We start from the raw sequence: 16,168 nt of genomic DNA, 5'->3' as shown, positions 1-16,168 counted from the left end.
AGGCCCGGTGCAGACGTTCGCGTCGGCACAAGAGAGCCTCATTAGCCTGAGTCGATCTGCGTGAACCATCGCCGATTCAACGGCGGCAGATTGCTCGACCCCATAACCACTAAAAATATGCGGGCGTGCCCATGATTACCCTGAAACTCAACGGTCAAGACCATCCCCTCGATGTCACTGAAGACATGCCGCTGCTCTGGGCGATTCGTGATGTCGCCGGTTACAACGGCACCAAATTCGGTTGCGGCATGGGCCTGTGCGGCGCCTGCACCATTCACATCGATGGCTTGCCGGCGCGCAGTTGCATCACGCCGATTGGTTCGGTGATCGGGCAGAACGTCACCACGATCGACAATCTTCATGCTGACCCGGTCGGGCAGATCGTCCAGCAAGCCTGGCTCGATACCGCTGTCGCGCAATGCGGTTTCTGTCAGGGCGGGCAGATCATGTCGGCCACCGCGTTGCTCAAGACCAACCCGAACCCGAGCGACGAACAGATCGAAGAGGCCATGGTTGGCAATATTTGCCGCTGCGGCACCTACAACCGGATCAAAACTGCTATCCGTCAGGCTTCCACTCATTTGAAGGAGGCGAAAGCATGAGCCGTCTTCCGAATGATTTCGCCCTGAGCAATCTCAGCCGTCGTGGTTTCCTCAAAGGCGTCGGTGCCACCGGTGCACTGGTGCTGGCGGCGAGTTGGGGCTGGCAGGATGCGTTGGCTGAAGACAAGCCGAAGCAGTTCGGCGCCGATGGCATGCCCAATGGCTGGATCGATGATCCGAAGGTCTATGTCAGCATTGCTGCTGACGGCACGGTGACCGTCGTGTGCAACCGCTCGGAGATGGGGCAGGGCGTGCGCACCAGTCTGACCATGGTCGTTGCCGATGAGCTGGAGGCCGATTGGGCGCAGGTCAAAGTGCAACAGGCACCGGGTGATGAAGTGCGTTTCGGCAACCAGGACACCGACGGCTCGCGCAGCATGCGGCACTGGTATGAACCGATGCGTCGTTGTGGCGCGGCAGCCCGTACGATGCTGGAGCAGGCAGCAGCCTCGCAGTGGAAAGTCCCGGTGGGCGAATGCCACGCGCAGTTGCATAAAGTGCTTCACAAACCGTCCGGCCGAGAACTTGGTTATGGCGAACTCGCCGTCGCGGCCAGTGCGTTGCCAGTACCGCCACGCGACAGTCTGCGCCTCAAGCAGCCGGCGCAATTTCGCTATATCGGCAAGGAAGGCACCCGAGCGATCGACGGTGACGACATCGTCAACGGTCGCGCGGTATACGGCGCGGACGTGCATTTCGACGGCATGCTGTACGCGACCATCGCCCGTCCGGCGGTGTACGGCGGCAAGGTCAAATCGCTGGACGACAGCGCTGCGCTGAAAGTCCCCGGCGTGCTCAAAGTGATCCAGATCGAAAGCCGTCCGTTGCCTTCGGAGTTTCAGCCGTTAGGCGGTGTGGCCGTGGTGGCCAGCAATACCTGGGCGGCGATCAAGGGCCGCGAAGCGCTGAAAATCGAGTGGGACGATGGCCCGAACGCCAGTTATGACTCGATCGCCTATCGCAAGGAGCTCGAAGCCGCCTCGCTCAAGCCCGGCAAAGTGGTGCGCAACACCGGCGATATCGACAAGGCCCTGAGCGGCGCTGCCAGCACCCTCGAGGCGTCCTACTATTTACCGCATCTGGCACAGGCACCGATGGAGCCAATGGTTGCCATCGCTCGCTACAAGGACGGCGTTTGCGAAGCCTGGGCACCGAGTCAGGCACCCCAAGTCACCCGCGAACGCATTGCCGAGCGTCTTGGGCTGCCGTTCGACAATGTCACCTTCAATGTCACGCTGCTCGGCGGTGGTTTCGGGCGCAAATCCAAGCCGGATTTCGTCGTCGAAGCGGCGATCCTCGCCAAAGAGTTTCCCGGCAAAGCGCTGCGGGTGCAGTGGACGCGTGAAGACGACATCCACAACTCGTATTTCCACACCGTGTCCGCCGAGTACCTCAAGGCAGGCGTGGGCAAGGACGGCATGCCGTCCGGCTGGTTGCATCGCACCGTGGCGCCGAGCATCACCGCGCTGTTCGCGCCGGGCATGAACCATGAAGCGGCGTTCGAGCTGGGCATGGGTTTCACCAACATGGCCTACGCCATTCCCAATGTGCGCCTGGAAAACCCCGAAGCGACCGTGCACACGCGGGTCGGCTGGTATCGCTCGGTGTCGAACATTCCCCATGGTTTCGCGATCCAGAGTTTTGTCGATGAACTGGCGCACAAGGCCGGCGAGGATCCGCTCAAGTACCAGATCAAACTGCTCGGCCCTGATCGCCAGATTGACCCGCGCACGCTGAGTGAAGAGTGGAACTACGGTGAATCTCCCGAACGTTATCCGATCGACACCGGGCGCATGCGCACCGTGCTGGAAACCGCTGCCAAAGCCGCCGGTTGGGGGCGTAAATTGCCCAAGGGCCGTGGCTTGGGGCTGGCGGTGCATTACAGCTTCGTCACCTATGTGGCGGCGGTGATCGAAGTCGAGGTTAAAGACGACGGCACGCTGATCGTGCACAAAGCTGACATCGCCGTGGATTGCGGGCCGCAGATCAACCCTGAGCGCATTCGCTCGCAGTTCGAGGGGGCTTGCGTGATGGGCCTAGGTAACGCGGTGCTGGGTGAAATCAGCTTCAAGGACGGTAAGGTCCAGCAGGACAACTTCCATATGTATGAAGTGGCGCGCATGTCGCTGGCGCCGAAGGAGGTCGCGGTTCATTTGGTCTCGCCGCCGGGCGATGTGCCGTTGGGCGGTGTCGGCGAACCGGGCGTGCCGCCAATCGCACCGGCATTGTGTAACGCGATCTTCGCTGCCACCGGCAAGCGCATCCGCAATCTGCCGGTGCGTTACCAGTTGCAGGGCTGGCAGAAGGCTGAGGCGTAATGGACAGCGTCGACCTCAACGTCCTGCGCAGCGTCCTCGAGTGGCGCCGCGCCGGGCAGCGGGTGGTGCTGTTCAGTGTCGTGCAAACCTGGGGCACTGCGCCTCGGGCGCCTGGCGCGATGCTGGCGTTGCGCGAAGATGGCGTGGTGATCGGTTCGGTGTCGGGCGGGTGCGTCGAGGATGACTTGATTGCCCGTTTGCACGACGGGCGGATCGCCACCGATGGGCCGCTGGTGCAATTGATCACCTATGGCGTCACGCGAGAGGAGGCGGCGCGCTTTGGTTTGCCGTGTGGCGGCACGTTGCGCCTGACCGAAGAGCGGGTCGGTGATCCTGGCTGGGTTGCCGAATTACTGAGCCGTTGCGAATCTCACGAGATTGTCGCTCGCGAGTTGAACATCGAAACCGGTGAAGTGCTTCTGTCGCCGGCCAGCAAGTCCGACTCGCTGGAATTCGACGGCAAAACCCTGCGTGCGATCTACGGCCCGCGCTGGCGTCTATTGTTGATCGGCGCCGGGCAGTTGTCGCGTTACGTGGCGGATATGGCGCGATTGCTGGATTTTGAGGTGCTGATCTGCGATCCGCGCACTGAATTTGTCTACGGCTGGGAAGAGCATCACGGGCGTTTCGTCTCGGGCATGCCGGATGAGGCGGTGTTGAGCATTCAGACCGATGAGCGCACGGCGATTGTCGCGTTGACCCATGATCCGCGTCTGGATGACATGGCGTTGTTGACGGCGCTGGATTCGCCAGCCTTCTATGTGGGAGCGCTCGGCTCGCGGGTCAACAGCCAGAAGCGTCGGGAAAATCTGGCTCAGCTAGGCTTATCGGTACAGGCGATCGATCGGCTGCATGGTCCGATCGGTCTGCACATCGGTAGCCATTCGCCGGCTGAAATTGCCTTGTCCTTGCTGGCGGAAATCGTCGCGATCAAGAACGGCGTCGAGTTGAAGCAGAAGAAAACTTTGGAGGACGCATGAGTCGATCCATTGCAGTGATTGTGCTGGCAGCGGGCGAGGGCAGTCGCTTTCGCCAGGTGGCGGGCGCCGATAAGGACAAGTTGCTGGCGGACTGCACTGGTCGTGATGGCGCGGTGCGTTCGGTGATTGAGCAGGTGCTGTTGAATCTGCCGGCCAGTCTCGACAAGCGTGTGCTGGTGACGACTGAAGCGCGGCCGCAGGCAATGCGCATGGCGCAGGCTTATGGCTGTGAAGTTGTCTCGATCGAGTCGACCGGAATGGGGGACAGCATTGCCGCTGGCGTCAAGGCGTTCCCGGAGGCAGATGGCTGGTTGATTGTGTTGGGGGATATGCCGTTTATCTTGCCGTCGAGTATTGAGCGAGTTGTTGCGGCGATTGCCGACGATGCGGTGAGCGTGCCTGTGCACGGTGGCGAGTTTGGCCATCCAGTGGGGTTTGGGCGTTCGTTTGGTGCGCGGTTGCAGGCTTTGAATGGCGATCGCGGGGCTCGGCCGTTGTTCAAGCAGGGCAGGGTGGTGGAGGTTGCTGTCGATGATCCGGGCATTTTGTGGGATATCGATGTGCCTGAGGCTTTGGTTTTTGCTTCGTCTTGAGAGCTGCGTAAATTCCTAAGAGCCCCTCACCCTAGCCCTCTCCCAGAGGGAGAGGGGACTGATCCAGGTGTTCTTTCGAGGTGCATCGACCTGAAATATCCAGTTGAACTCAATATCTGAAAACCGCGCAAATCAGCTCCCTTTCCCCCCTCGCCCCCTCGGGGGAGAGGGCTGGGGTGAGGGGGTTGGATCTGGAGTCCATCACAAAAAATCGAGGCATAAAAAAGCCCCGCCTGAATAATCAGGCGGGGCTTTTTAACGGCTTTGGAAATTACACGAGAGGTTTAGGCTCGTGTTCTTTTTCCTCGGCCTCTTGGTGTTGCTCGACCGCGTCCTGAACGGAGCGTGGTGCTTCAGCAATCACCGCTTCGACAACCGCTTCTTCAGCGACCGGGGCAGGCGCTGCCTCGACCACTTCAGCCACCGGAGCAGCAGCGGCAGCCAGTTCGGCTTCCTTCTGCAGACGCTCTTCTTCACGCTTGCGACGACGTACTTCACGTGGGTCGTTTGGCGCGCGGCCGCTTGGCGTCAGGGCGCTGACCGGAGCCGGTGCATCAACCACTGGAGCTGGCGCTTCGGCAACGACAGGTGCTTCGACAACCGGTGCTGGTTCAGTAACAACCGCTGGCTCGGCAACTTTGGTCTCTTCAACCACAGGAGCTTCAACCGCAGGCGCTTCGAACACTGGCGCTTGAACAACCGGTGCTTCAACCACTGGCGCTGGCGTTTCAGCGACAACCGGCTCGGCTACCCAGTTGAAAGCGGTCTGCTCTTCACGAACTTCACGCACGGTTTCGGTTACGGTTTCAGCGACGGTTTCAACCACCGGCTCGGCGAACACAACGGGTGCTGGCTCTACCTGAGGCAGGGTTTCCTGAACCGGTGCCACTTCGACTTCCGGAGCAGCAATCACTTCTACCGGCGTGGTCGCTTCAACAACCGGCGCTTCCACCGGAGCTGTTTCCTGAACAGCGGCAGTGGCGCGTTCGGCTTGCTCGTGCGCTTGTGCTTCAGCCGGAGCGCTGATCACGCTGCTGGCAACAGCAGCAGTCACCGCCAGGCCGGCAGCCAGTTCGGCAGTGCTTGGCTCTTCAGCGTTTTCGCCGGATTCGGATTCTTCCGAACCTTCGATCACGTTGCCGTTGGCATCACGTTGACGCTCACGACGGTTGCTGCGACGACGCTGACCGCGTGAGCGACGACGTGGGCGATCGCCTTCGGCGTTCTCCGAACCGTCTTCCGGCAGTTGCTCTTCGTTGCTGTTCACTTCCTCTTCAGCGACGGCAGCAGCGGCCTGTTCGGCGCGTGGCTGACGCTCTTCACGCGGCGGACGCGGTGCGCGTTCTTCACGTGGCTGACGGGCCGGACGCTCTTCAGCGGCAACGGCTGCGGTAGCTTCAGCCACTGGCGTGGCGTCCAGAGGCTCGCGCAGTTCACGTACACGCTCTTCACGCTCGCCACGTGGCTTGCGGTCTTCACGCGGTGCACGTGGAGCACGTTCTTCACGCGGAGCACGAGGTGCGCGTTCTTCACGAGCGGCCGGAGCGGCTTCGGTACGAGCCTCACGCGGCTCACGCACTTCGCGGGCTTCACGAGGCTGACGCTCTTCGCGCGGCTCACGTGGGGCGCGCTCTTCACGCGGTGCACGTTCTTCGCGCGGCTTGCGTTCTTCATCGCGGCGACCGTTACGGTTGCGGCTCTGCTGACGACCGTTGCGACGTTCTTCGTTACGGGCCGGACGCTCGCTGGCTGGTTTTTCAACTACAACCGGAGCAGCTGGCTCTTCTTTCGTGGCGAACAGGCTGACCAGCGATTTCACCAGGCCTTTGAACAGGCTTGGTTCTGGCGCGGCAACTGGAGCCGGTGCCGGAGCGGCAGGTGCGACGGCTTCGGTCGGAACCGGAGCGTTGGCGCGGGCCGGAGCAGTCTTGACTGCGGCTTCCTGGCGAACCAGGGTGCGGGTCGCAGCGGCTGGCTGAACTTCTTCGACTTCGGCAGCGGCAGCAGCGATTTCGTAGCTGGACTGGTTGGTCGCGGCTTCCGGGCTGTCGTCACGCAGACGCTGAACTTCGAAGTGCGGCGTTTCGAGGTGATCGTTCGGCAGAATGACGATGCGGGCACGGGTGCGCAGTTCGATCTTGGTGATCGAGTTGCGTTTTTCGTTGAGCAGGAACGCGGCGACCGGGATCGGCACTTGCGCGCGCACTTCGGCAGTGCGGTCTTTCAGGGCTTCTTCTTCGATCAGGCGCAGGATCGCCAGCGACAGCGATTCAACGTCACGGATGATGCCGGTGCCGTTGCAACGTGGGCAGACGATGCCGCTGCTTTCGCCCAGGGATGGACGCAGACGCTGACGGGACATTTCCAGCAGGCCGAAGCGCGAGATGCGGCCGATCTGCACGCGAGCGCGGTCGGCTTCCAGGCATTCGCGGACTTTCTCTTCCACGGCGCGCTGGTTCTTTGCAGGAGTCATGTCGATGAAGTCGATGACGATCAGGCCGCCGATGTCGCGCAGGCGCAACTGACGGGCGATTTCTTCGGCAGCTTCAAGGTTGGTCTGCAGGGCGGTTTCTTCGATGTCGCTGCCTTTGGTGGCGCGCGCCGAGTTGATGTCGATGGACACCAGGGCTTCGGTCGGATCGATAACGATGGAGCCGCCGGAAGGCAGTTCAACGACGCGCTGGAAAGCGGTCTCGATCTGGCTTTCGATCTGGAAACGGTTGAACAGCGGCACGCTGTCTTCGTACAGCTTGATCTTGCTGGCGTACTGCGGCATCACCTGGCGGATGAAGGTCAGGGCTTCATCCTGGGCTTCAACGCTGTCGATCAGCACTTCGCCGATGTCCTGGCGCAGGTAATCGCGGATAGCGCGGATGATCACGTTGCTTTCCTGGTAGATCAGGAAAGGCGCGGAGCGATCCAGCGAGGCTTCTTTGATGGCGGTCCACAGTTGCAGCAGGTAATCGAGGTCCCACTGCATTTCTTCGCTGCTGCGGCCCAGGCCGGCAGTGCGCACGATCAGACCCATGTCGGCCGGTGCAACCAGACCGTTCAGCGCTTCACGCAGTTCGTTGCGCTCTTCGCCTTCGATGCGACGGGAGATACCGCCGGCACGCGGGTTGTTCGGCATCAGCACGAGATAACGGCCGGCCAGGCTGATGAAGGTGGTCAGGGCGGCGCCCTTGTTGCCACGTTCTTCTTTTTCGACCTGAACGATGACTTCCTGGCCTTCGCTCAGGACGTCCTTGATGTTGACGCGGCCTTCAGGGGCTTTCTTGAAGTATTCGCGGGAGATTTCTTTGAGGGGCAGGAAGCCGTGGCGCTCGGAGCCGAAATCGACAAAGGCAGCCTCAAGGCTTGGTTCGATGCGAGTGATACGGCCTTTATAGATGTTGGCCTTTTTCTGCTCGCGTGCACCGGATTCGATGTCCAGGTCGTAGAGGCGCTGGCCATCTACCAGTGCAACACGCAACTCTTCGGGTTGAGTTGCGTTAATCAGCATTCTTTTCATGTAGTACCGTCGGTTTCCGGGCTGCCGGAAACGGCGTTCGGCACACACGACTTCTCACGGTCGGTGTCAGGTGCGTCGGGAGTGGTTGGCCATTCCCGTGTCCAGCGATATGCGGCCAATTGGGCCGATATAGCGACGTACGCGTCCTGCTTGCTGTGGCTACTTAAGCACTCAGTCAGGAGGAGGAATCAACCAGCGGCTGTGGACGAGATGAAGCGTCTTGATAAAGCCTATTGCTACACAGTCCAGCGGTTGTGCATCTCCACCCTACACGTATCCCTGATAATTCGGGTGCTGCCGCGCGCAGAATCCGCAGCGGGTTGGCATTTACCGTGAGCTCCGAAAGGGGAGGTCACGCATCATGGCTAATTCAGGCGTTGTTTCCGAAGCATTCGCTCGGGGTCATCTGCAGCTGACTGCACTTTGTGAACTGGCCTTGAATGTGTGCCTGTCAGGCGAGTAAAAACTCTGCTCGACGGTGTAATTCAGGCCTCATGTCACCTGCGCTTGTTACAACTGCAAACTCCACCGTTACGTAGCGAAAGCCCCGTAGGACGGCCTCGCGTCCTGGTGAATTGCGTTGGTCAGGGCCGGTTTTTGACCGTGGTTCCTCTGTCCAGGCCGCTTTTGGCGGCGTTCGCGACTATAGCAGCAATGATTAAGTGCTTCAATTCCATAAAAATTGTTATCATCCGCGGCATGACAACTACTGCCCCTTCGACTCCAGGCGTTCAATTGCTTGAAGTCTCGCCGGAGTATGCCGGCCAACGAATCGACAATTTTCTCCTCGCCCGGCTCAAAGGCGTGCCCAAGACATTGATTTACCGCATTTTGCGTAAAGGCGAAGTGCGTGTGAACAAAGGTCGGATCAAGCCCGAATACAAGCTGCAGGCCGGTGATATCGTGCGCGTGCCGCCGGTTCGCGTGCCTGAACGTGACGAGCCGGTGCCACTCGCCCAAGGCTTGTTGCAGCGCCTGGAAGCCTCGATTGTCTTCGAAGACAAAGCCCTGATCGTGATCAACAAGCCCGCCGGCATTGCGGTTCACGGTGGCAGTGGCTTGAATTTCGGCGTGATCGAAGCCTTTCGTCAGTTGCGTCCCGATGCCAAAGAGCTGGAGCTGGTTCACCGTCTCGACCGCGACACCTCCGGCCTGCTGATGATCGCCAAGAAGCGCAGCATGTTGCGCCACTTGCACGAGCAATTGCGCGGCGATGGCGTCGACAAGCGCTACATGGCTCTGGTTCGCGGCAACTGGGCGACTTCGATCAAGAAAGTCAGCGCGCCATTGCTCAAGAGCAATCTGCGTTCCGGCGAGCGCATGGTTGAAGTCAATGACGAGGGCAAAGAAGCCCTGACGATGTTCAAGGTGCTGCGCCGCTTCGGGGATTTTGCCACCATGGTCGAGGCTAAGCCGGTGACCGGTCGTACCCACCAGATTCGCGTGCACACCTTGCATGCAGGCCATTGCATTGCTGGTGACAGCAAGTACGGCGATGAGGATTTCACTAAGGAGATCCGCGATCTGGGCGGCAAGCGCCTGTTCCTGCACGCTTACATGCTGACCGTGCCGCTGCCCGATGGCGGCAAGCTGACCTTGCAGGCACCGGTCGATGAAATGTGGGCCAAGACCGTGGAGCGATTGAGTGCGCCCATCTGATTACAAGCTGCTGATTTTCGATTGGGACGGCACGCTGGCCGATTCCATCCATCGGATCGTCGAGGCGATGCACTCGGCATCCGGGCGTTCCGGTTTCGAGTTGCGCGATGATTTCGCCGTCAAAGGCATCATCGGCCTGGGCTTGCCGGAGGCGATTCGCACGCTGTATCCCGAGATCAGCGATGCCGAGATGACCTTGTTTCGCGAGTATTACGCCGATCACTACATCGCTGCAGAGGCTGTGCCTTCGCCGTTGTTCGAAGGTGTTGTCGAGTCGATGGCGTCGTTTCGCGAGCAGGGTTATCACCTGGCTGTCGCCACCGGCAAGAATCGCCGGGGACTGGACCGAGTGCTCAAGGCCAATGGCTGGGAAGATTATTTCGATATCACCCGCGCCGCCGATGAAACTGCGAGCAAGCCTCACCCTCTGATGCTGGAGCAGATCGTTGCGCATTGTGGTGTGCGTCCCGAGCAGGCGCTGATGGTTGGCGATTCATCCTTCGATCTGCTGATGGCGCGTAACGCAGGGATGGACTCGGTCGCGGTCAGTTATGGCGCGCAATCGATCGAATCGCTGCAACAATTCGAGCCACGTCTGTCGATCGACCGTTTTTCCGAATTGCATGCCTGGCTGGGGAAGCAGGCTTAATACGTTTTTGCTGGGGTGGATGGCATGACCGACGAATGGAAAGCACCGGCCAAGGCAAGTGCCGACGGCGGTGACGAAAAAAGCTGGAAGCTGTTGGAAAAGACCCTGCTGGCTGGTGTGCAGGAACAGCGTCGTTCGCGGCGGTGGGGGATTTTCTTCAAACTGCTGACGTTTGTTTATCTGTTTGTGGCGCTGATCCTGTTCACGCCGCTGATGGACATGGAAAAAAGCGCCACGCGCGGGCCGAACTACACTGCGTTGATCGACGTCACCGGCATGATCGCCGACAAAGAGCCGGCCAGTGCCGACAACATTGTTGGCAGCCTGCGGGCGGCGTTCGAGGACAAGAAGGTCAAAGGCGTGATCCTGCGCATCAACAGTCCTGGCGGCAGTCCGGTGCAATCGGGTTATGTGTATGACGAGATCAAGCGTCTGCGCGGCCTGCATCCTGATATCAAGCTGTATGCGGTGATTTCCGATCTGGGTGCCTCCGGTGCCTATTACATTGCCAGTGCGGCAGATCAGATCTACGCCGACAAGGCGAGCCTGGTCGGTTCGATTGGTGTGACGGCGGCCGGTTACGGTTTTGTCGGCACCATGGAGAAGCTTGGCGTCGAGCGTCGTACGTACACTTCGGGCGAGCACAAGTCGTTCCTCGATCCGTTCCAGCCGCAGAAGCCGGAAGAAACGGCGTTCTGGCAGAGTGTGCTCGACACCACGCACAAGCAGTTCATCAACAGCGTCAAGCAGGGTCGCGGCGATCGCTTGAAAGACAAAGAACATCCAGAGCTGTTCTCCGGGTTGGTCTGGTCGGGCGAGCAGGCACTGCCGCTGGGCTTGATCGATGGGCTGGGCAATGCCAGTTCGGTGGCGCGGGATGTGATTGGCGAGAAGGAGTTGGTGGATTTCACCGTTCAGGAATCACCGTTCGATCGCTTCTCGAAGAAGCTGGGTGCCAGCGTGGCTGAGCAGTTGGCGATGTGGATGGGTTTCCACGGGCCTTCGTTGCGCTGATTCGTTGTAAAGATCAAAAGATCGCAGCCTGCGGCAGCTTCTACAGGGTTTTATATTCCCATGCAGGAGTTGCCGCAGGCTGCGATCTTTTGCTTCAAGGGATCTGCACACCTTCAGCCAGCAACATGTCGATCAGTCGAATCAACGGCAGGCCGATCAGGCTGGTGGCGTCAGGCCCCTCAGTGGACTGAAACAGGCTCACCCCCAATCCTTCGGCCTTGAAGCTGCCAGCGCAGTCATACGGCTGCTCGATGCGCAGATAGCGCTCAACGCGCGCTTGGTCGAGTTGGCGCATGTGCACGGTAAACGGCACGCAATCGACCTGGCATTCGCCAGTCTGGCTGTTGAGCAGCGCCAGGCCGGTCAGGAAGGTCACACTGGCGCCACTGGCCGCCATCAGCTGTTCACGGGCCTTCTCGAAGGTGTGCGGCTTGCCGATGATCTGCTCGCCGAGCACCGCCACTTGATCCGAGCCGATAATCAGATGAGCGGGGTGGCTGTCGGCCAGCGCCCGGGCTTTTTGCTCGGCAAGGCGTTTGACCAGTTCGGTGGCGGACTCGCCCGGGCAATGGCTTTCATCGATATCCGGCGAGCTGCAGGCGAACGGCAGGTGCAGGCGGGCAAGCAATTCGCGACGATAGGTCGAGCTTGAAGCGAGTAATAAAGGCAGCATTCGCGTCTCCTGAGGCAGGTGCGGATTCTAGCGGAGGCATGCAAGTGACGGACAGGGCACAATTTCCTTTGACATGGGTGGGTGCATCCCTATAATGCTGCGCCTATGTTGAATGACCCGATTCCACCTCACGTTGACCCGCGCAAATTGGCTGATCGTGGCACCACCCTCCAAGGTGAAATGCTGCTGGCCGATTTGGAGAGACTCTGCGACCCGCTTTCCGACAATGTCGGTACGGTGCAGGCGAAATTCGTTTTTGAACGAGATGAACGTAAATCTGTGGTGATCCACAGCTTTATCGACACCGAGGTCAAAATGGTTTGCCAGCGTTGTCTTGAGCTGGTCACCCTGCCGATCCACAGCGAATGCAGTTATGCTGTGGTGAAAGAGGGTGCGAATACCCAGTCGTTGCCGAAAGGTTATGACGTGCTGGAACTGGGCGAAGATCCATTGGATCTGCAGTCACTGGTCGAAGAAGAGCTTCTGCTCGCTTTGCCTATTGTGCCTGCTCATCATCCGGAAGAATGCCAGCAGCCGGCGGGTCTCGATGAGCCCGAACCGAGCGAGGACGAGTCAACGCGGTCCAACCCGTTCAGTGTATTGGCGCAGTTAAAGCGTGACCCAAACGTTTAGGAGTTAATCAATTATGGCTGTTCAGCAGAACAAAAAATCCCGCTCTGCCCGTGACATGCGCCGTTCGCACGACGCTCTCGAGGCTAGCACCCTGTCTGTAGAAAAAACCACTGGTGAAGTTCACCTGCGTCACCACGTATCGCCAGAAGGCGTATACCGTGGCCGTAAAGTGATCGACAAGGGCGCTGACGAGTAATCACTTGTCCGCTCAAGTCATCGCGATTGACGCAATGGGCGGGGACTTCGGTCCCCGCAGCATTGTTCAGGCCAGCCTTGCTTGCCTGTCTGCTACGCCCTCGCTGCACCTGACCCTCGTCGGTCAACCCTCCCTTCTTGAAGAATTGATCAACGGCCAATCGGCTGCCGATCGCGCGCGCCTGACGATTGTTGCGGCCAGCGAAGTCATCACCATGGACGAAAAACCTGCCCAGGCCCTGCGTGGCAAGCCGGATTCGTCGATGCGTGTCGCCCTTGAACTGGTACGTGACGGAAAGGCTCAAGCCTGTGTCAGTGCTGGTAATACCGGTGCGTTGATGGCGCTCTCGCGATTCGTACTGAAGACGCTGCCGGGTATCGATCGTCCGGCGATGGTTGCCGCGATTCCGACACAGAAGGGTTATTGCCAGTTGCTCGACCTTGGCGCCAACGTCGATTGCAGTGCCGAACATCTGCTGCAGTTTGCAGTGATGGGTTCTGTTGCGGCGCAAACGCTGGGCATCCATCGTCCGCGCGTCGCGCTGCTGAATATCGGCACCGAAGACATCAAGGGCAATCAGCAGGTCAAACTGGCTGCGACGCTGTTGCAGGCTGCGCGCGGCATCAACTACATCGGCTTTATCGAAGGCGACGGCTTGTATCGTGGCGAAGCTGATGTGGTGGTGTGTGATGGATTTGTTGGCAATATCCTGCTCAAGTCCAGCGAGGGCCTGGCGACAATGATTGCTGCGCGCATCGAGGCATTGTTCAAAAAGAATCTGGCCTCGCGTGCGGTGGGGGCTTTGGCGTTGCCGCTGATGAAACGCTTGCAGGCTGATCTGGCGCCGGCGCGACATAACGGCGCAAGCTTTCTCGGCTTGCAGGGCATCGTCGTGAAAAGTCATGGTTCGGCCGGGGTTCAAGGCTTTCAGAGTGCAATTTCCCGCGCGCTGATCGAGATTCAGGAGAATCTTCCCGAGCGCCTCCACGGTCGTCTGGAGGATCTGTTGTCTTAGGCGTTTTCGTCGGACAATGCTTAAATGTGACCGCCCGGTTCAAAGGGCCATCCAACTGTCAGTTTCTTGCGTCCCCAAGCGGGGCGTCATTTTCCGACGACAAGATCATTAGGGGCTTGTTACATGTCTGCTTCCCTCGCATTCGTCTTTCCAGGACAGGGTTCGCAGTCCCTCGGCATGTTGGCCGAGCTGGGCGCGGAATATCCGCTGATCCTCGAAACCTTCAAAGAAGCCTCTGAGGCTCTGGGCTATGACCTGTGGGCGTTGACCCAGCAAGGTCCGGAAGAGCTGCTCAATCAAACCGATAAAACCCAACCGGCCATTCTGACCGCTTCGATCGCCCTGTGGCGTCTGTGGCTGGCAGAAGGTGGCGCGCGTCCAGCCTTTGTTGCCGGTCACAGCCTGGGCGAATACAGCGCGCTGGTTGCCGCTGGCAGCCTGACACTGGCTGACGCAGTGAAGCTCGTTGAGCGCCGTGGTCAATTGATGCAGGAAGCGGTTCCGGCCGGGCAGGGCGGCATGGCGGCCATTCTCGGTCTGGAAGACGCCGACGTATTGGCAGCCTGTGCCGAAGCTGCGCAAGGTGATGTGGTCAGTGCCGTCAACTTCAACTCGCCAGGTCAGGTGGTGATTGCCGGTGCCAAGGCAGCTGTTGAACGTGCCATTGAAGGCTGCAAGGCCCGTGGTGCCAAGCGCGCCATGCCGTTGCCAGTGAGCGTGCCGTCGCACTGCGAGCTGATGCGCCCGGCCGCCGAGCGCTTCGCCGAATCCATTGCCGCCATCGACTGGCAGGCGCCGCAGATCCCGGTCGTACAGAACGTCAGCGCGCAAGTGCCGGCCGATCTGGAAACCCTCAAGCGTGATCTGCTCGAACAACTGTACAAGCCAGTGCGCTGGGTCGAGTCGGTACAGACTCTGGCCGCCAAGGGCGCGACCAATCTGGTCGAATGCGGCCCGGGCAAAGTCCTGGCCGGTCTGAACAAGCGTTGCGCCGAAGGCGTGGCGACTTCCAACCTCAATACCCCAGACGCTTTCGCTGCCGCTCGCGCAGCGCAAGCCTGAATCAGGAGAAACTTGCATGAGTCTGCAAGGTAAAGTTGCACTGGTCACCGGTGCAAGCCGCGGTATCGGCCAGGCTATCGCACTGGAGCTGGGTCGTCAGGGCGCCATCGTTGTTGGCACTGCGACTTCCGCTTCGGGCGCTGAGCGTATCGCTGCAACCCTGAAGGAAAACGGTATTCAGGGCACTGGCCTTGAGCTGAACGTGACCAGCGATGAATCGGTCAGCGCAGTGCTGGCGAGCATTCAGGAGCAGTTCGGTGCGCCGGTAGCGATCCTGGTCAATAATGCCGGCATCACCCGCGATAACCTGATGATGCGCATGAAAGACGATGAGTGGTACGACGTGATCGATACCAATCTGAACAGTCTATTCCGCCTGTCCAAGGGCGTTCTGCGCGGCATGACCAAGGCTCGCTGGGGTCGAATTATCAGTATTGGCTCGGTAGTGGGTGCCATGGGCAACGCTGGCCAAGTAAACTATGCAGCCGCCAAGGCCGGTCTGGAAGGTTTCAGTCGTGCAATGGCGCGTGAAGTCGGTTCGCGTTCGATTACGGTCAACTCGGTAACCCCAGGGTTTATCGACACCGATATGACCCGCGAGCTGCCTGAAGCACAGCGTGAAGCCTTGCAGACGCAGATTCCGCTGGGTCGTCTGGGACAAGCTCAAGAGATCGCGTCTGTGGTCGCTTTTCTTGCATCCGACGGTGCGGCATACGTCACTGGGGCTACAATCCCGGTGAACGGTGGGATGTACATGTAAGTAAAATGTGACGGATTGCTTCAAAAAAATGTCATACGAGCTGTCTAAAATCCGTTATAAAGCTGCAATCTATTTATAGGCAGAGGGCCGCAGGGTTTGAGGAGTGAAGCTTTCAGTTGAAAAACTGAAAAGTCTTTCTATACACTTACCCACTGGCCAGCTGCCTGAATTTGTCCATTAGGAGTGAAAACAAGGTATGAGCACCATCGAAGAGCGCGTCAAGAAAATCGTTGCCGAGCAACTGGGTGTTAAAGAAGAAGAAGTGGTCAACACCGCTTCCTTCGTAGAAGACCTGGGTGCCGACTCCCTTGACACCGTTGAGCTGGTGATGGCTCTGGAAGAGGAATTCGAGACCGAAATCCCTGACGAAGAAGCTGAGAAGATCACTACTGTACAAGCTGCAATCGACTACGTTACTAGCCACCAGGCGTAATAGTTTGTAATCGTTGTTTGCTGTCATGGAAAAACCGCACTGCCATCATGGCGTGCGGTTTTTTCTTTAG

At 59.3% G+C, this 16,168-nt stretch carries 15 protein-coding genes; 13 read left to right on the top strand and 2 right to left on the bottom strand.

The genetic code is table 11. The features are described 5' to 3' along the window. Nucleotides 1-131: 131 nt before the first annotated feature. From U6037_RS21165 to U6037_RS21150, 4 genes are read left to right on the top strand one after another with little or no spacing between them, the layout of a single operon-like run. Nucleotides 132-602, top strand: coding sequence for a (2Fe-2S)-binding protein (locus tag U6037_RS21165; protein ID WP_016986039.1), 471 nt, complete (start codon nucleotides 132-134; stop codon nucleotides 600-602). Then, a complete protein-coding gene (locus U6037_RS21160; protein WP_322844419.1) occupies nucleotides 599-2,920 on the top strand; it encodes a xanthine dehydrogenase family protein molybdopterin-binding subunit in 2,322 nt (773 codons plus the stop codon). Before U6037_RS21165 ends, U6037_RS21160 begins: the two co-directional genes overlap by 4 nt. Further along, on the top strand, nucleotides 2,920-3,900 hold the full coding sequence (locus U6037_RS21155; RefSeq protein ID WP_322844418.1) for an XdhC family protein: 981 nt from the start codon (nucleotides 2,920-2,922) through the stop codon (nucleotides 3,898-3,900). The genes U6037_RS21160 and U6037_RS21155 overlap by 1 nt, the downstream gene beginning before the upstream one ends. Further along, entirely contained in the window at nucleotides 3,897-4,493 is a 597-nt protein-coding gene (locus U6037_RS21150) for a nucleotidyltransferase family protein (RefSeq protein ID WP_322844417.1), read from the top strand. Before U6037_RS21155 ends, U6037_RS21150 begins: the two co-directional genes overlap by 4 nt. Nucleotides 4,494-4,764: 271 nt before the next feature. Here the strand turns inward: U6037_RS21150 and rne are convergent, their stop codons facing one another. Beyond that, complete coding sequence (gene rne, locus U6037_RS21145) at nucleotides 4,765-8,004, bottom strand: ribonuclease E (protein ID WP_322844416.1); 3,240 nt, start codon at nucleotides 8,002-8,004, stop codon at nucleotides 4,765-4,767. A 699-nt stretch (nucleotides 8,005-8,703) separates the two neighbouring features. On the opposite strand from rne, the gene rluC reads away from it, so the two are divergent. From rluC to sppA, 3 genes are read left to right on the top strand one after another with little or no spacing between them, the layout of a single operon-like run. Next, on the top strand, nucleotides 8,704-9,663 hold the full coding sequence (rluC, locus tag U6037_RS21140) for a 23S rRNA pseudouridine(955/2504/2580) synthase RluC (RefSeq protein WP_034155359.1): 960 nt from the start codon (nucleotides 8,704-8,706) through the stop codon (nucleotides 9,661-9,663). Then, nucleotides 9,650-10,312: an HAD-IA family hydrolase gene (locus tag U6037_RS21135; protein ID WP_322844415.1), complete on the top strand. Its 663-nt coding sequence runs from the start codon at nucleotides 9,650-9,652 to the stop codon at nucleotides 10,310-10,312. Before rluC ends, U6037_RS21135 begins: the two co-directional genes overlap by 14 nt. 24 nt (nucleotides 10,313-10,336) lie before the next feature. Beyond that, a complete protein-coding gene (gene sppA / locus U6037_RS21130; protein WP_322844414.1) occupies nucleotides 10,337-11,326 on the top strand; it encodes a signal peptide peptidase SppA in 990 nt (329 codons plus the stop codon). Nucleotides 11,327-11,420: 94 nt separating this feature from the next. Here the strand turns inward: sppA and U6037_RS21125 are convergent, their stop codons facing one another. Next, nucleotides 11,421-11,999 (bottom strand): nucleoside triphosphate pyrophosphatase, encoded by a 579-nt coding sequence (locus tag U6037_RS21125; protein WP_322844413.1) that lies wholly within the window; start codon nucleotides 11,997-11,999, stop codon nucleotides 11,421-11,423. 105 nt (nucleotides 12,000-12,104) lie between these two features. Here U6037_RS21125 and U6037_RS21120 point away from each other — a divergent pair, with 105 nt between their 5' ends. From U6037_RS21120 to acpP, 6 genes are all read left to right on the top strand, one after another. Continuing rightward, nucleotides 12,105-12,632: a YceD family protein gene (locus U6037_RS21120; protein WP_160059012.1), complete on the top strand. Its 528-nt coding sequence runs from the start codon at nucleotides 12,105-12,107 to the stop codon at nucleotides 12,630-12,632. 13 nt (nucleotides 12,633-12,645) lie between these two features. Continuing rightward, nucleotides 12,646-12,828: a 50S ribosomal protein L32 gene (rpmF, locus tag U6037_RS21115; RefSeq protein ID WP_003179396.1), complete on the top strand. Its 183-nt coding sequence runs from the start codon at nucleotides 12,646-12,648 to the stop codon at nucleotides 12,826-12,828. A 4-nt stretch (nucleotides 12,829-12,832) separates the two neighbouring features. Beyond that, complete coding sequence (plsX, locus tag U6037_RS21110; RefSeq protein ID WP_416221688.1) at nucleotides 12,833-13,843, top strand: phosphate acyltransferase PlsX; 1,011 nt, start codon at nucleotides 12,833-12,835, stop codon at nucleotides 13,841-13,843. A gap of 123 nt (nucleotides 13,844-13,966) precedes the next feature. Beyond that, nucleotides 13,967-14,905, top strand: a complete 939-nt coding sequence (gene fabD, locus U6037_RS21105; RefSeq protein ID WP_016986029.1) for an ACP S-malonyltransferase — start codon at nucleotides 13,967-13,969, stop codon at nucleotides 14,903-14,905. 16 nt (nucleotides 14,906-14,921) lie between these two features. Next, nucleotides 14,922-15,665: a 3-oxoacyl-ACP reductase FabG gene (fabG, locus tag U6037_RS21100; protein ID WP_008086267.1), complete on the top strand. Its 744-nt coding sequence runs from the start codon at nucleotides 14,922-14,924 to the stop codon at nucleotides 15,663-15,665. A gap of 196 nt (nucleotides 15,666-15,861) precedes the next feature. Beyond that, nucleotides 15,862-16,098, top strand: a complete 237-nt coding sequence (gene acpP / locus U6037_RS21095) for an acyl carrier protein (RefSeq protein ID WP_003175607.1) — start codon at nucleotides 15,862-15,864, stop codon at nucleotides 16,096-16,098. Nucleotides 16,099-16,168: the final 70 nt, after the last annotated feature.

The organism is Pseudomonas sp. B33.4 (assembly GCF_034555375.1).
GTDB lineage: Bacteria > Pseudomonadota > Gammaproteobacteria > Pseudomonadales > Pseudomonadaceae > Aquipseudomonas.
The sequence above is the reverse complement of the archived record's forward strand: the minus strand, read 5'-3'. Positions and strand labels throughout refer to the sequence as shown.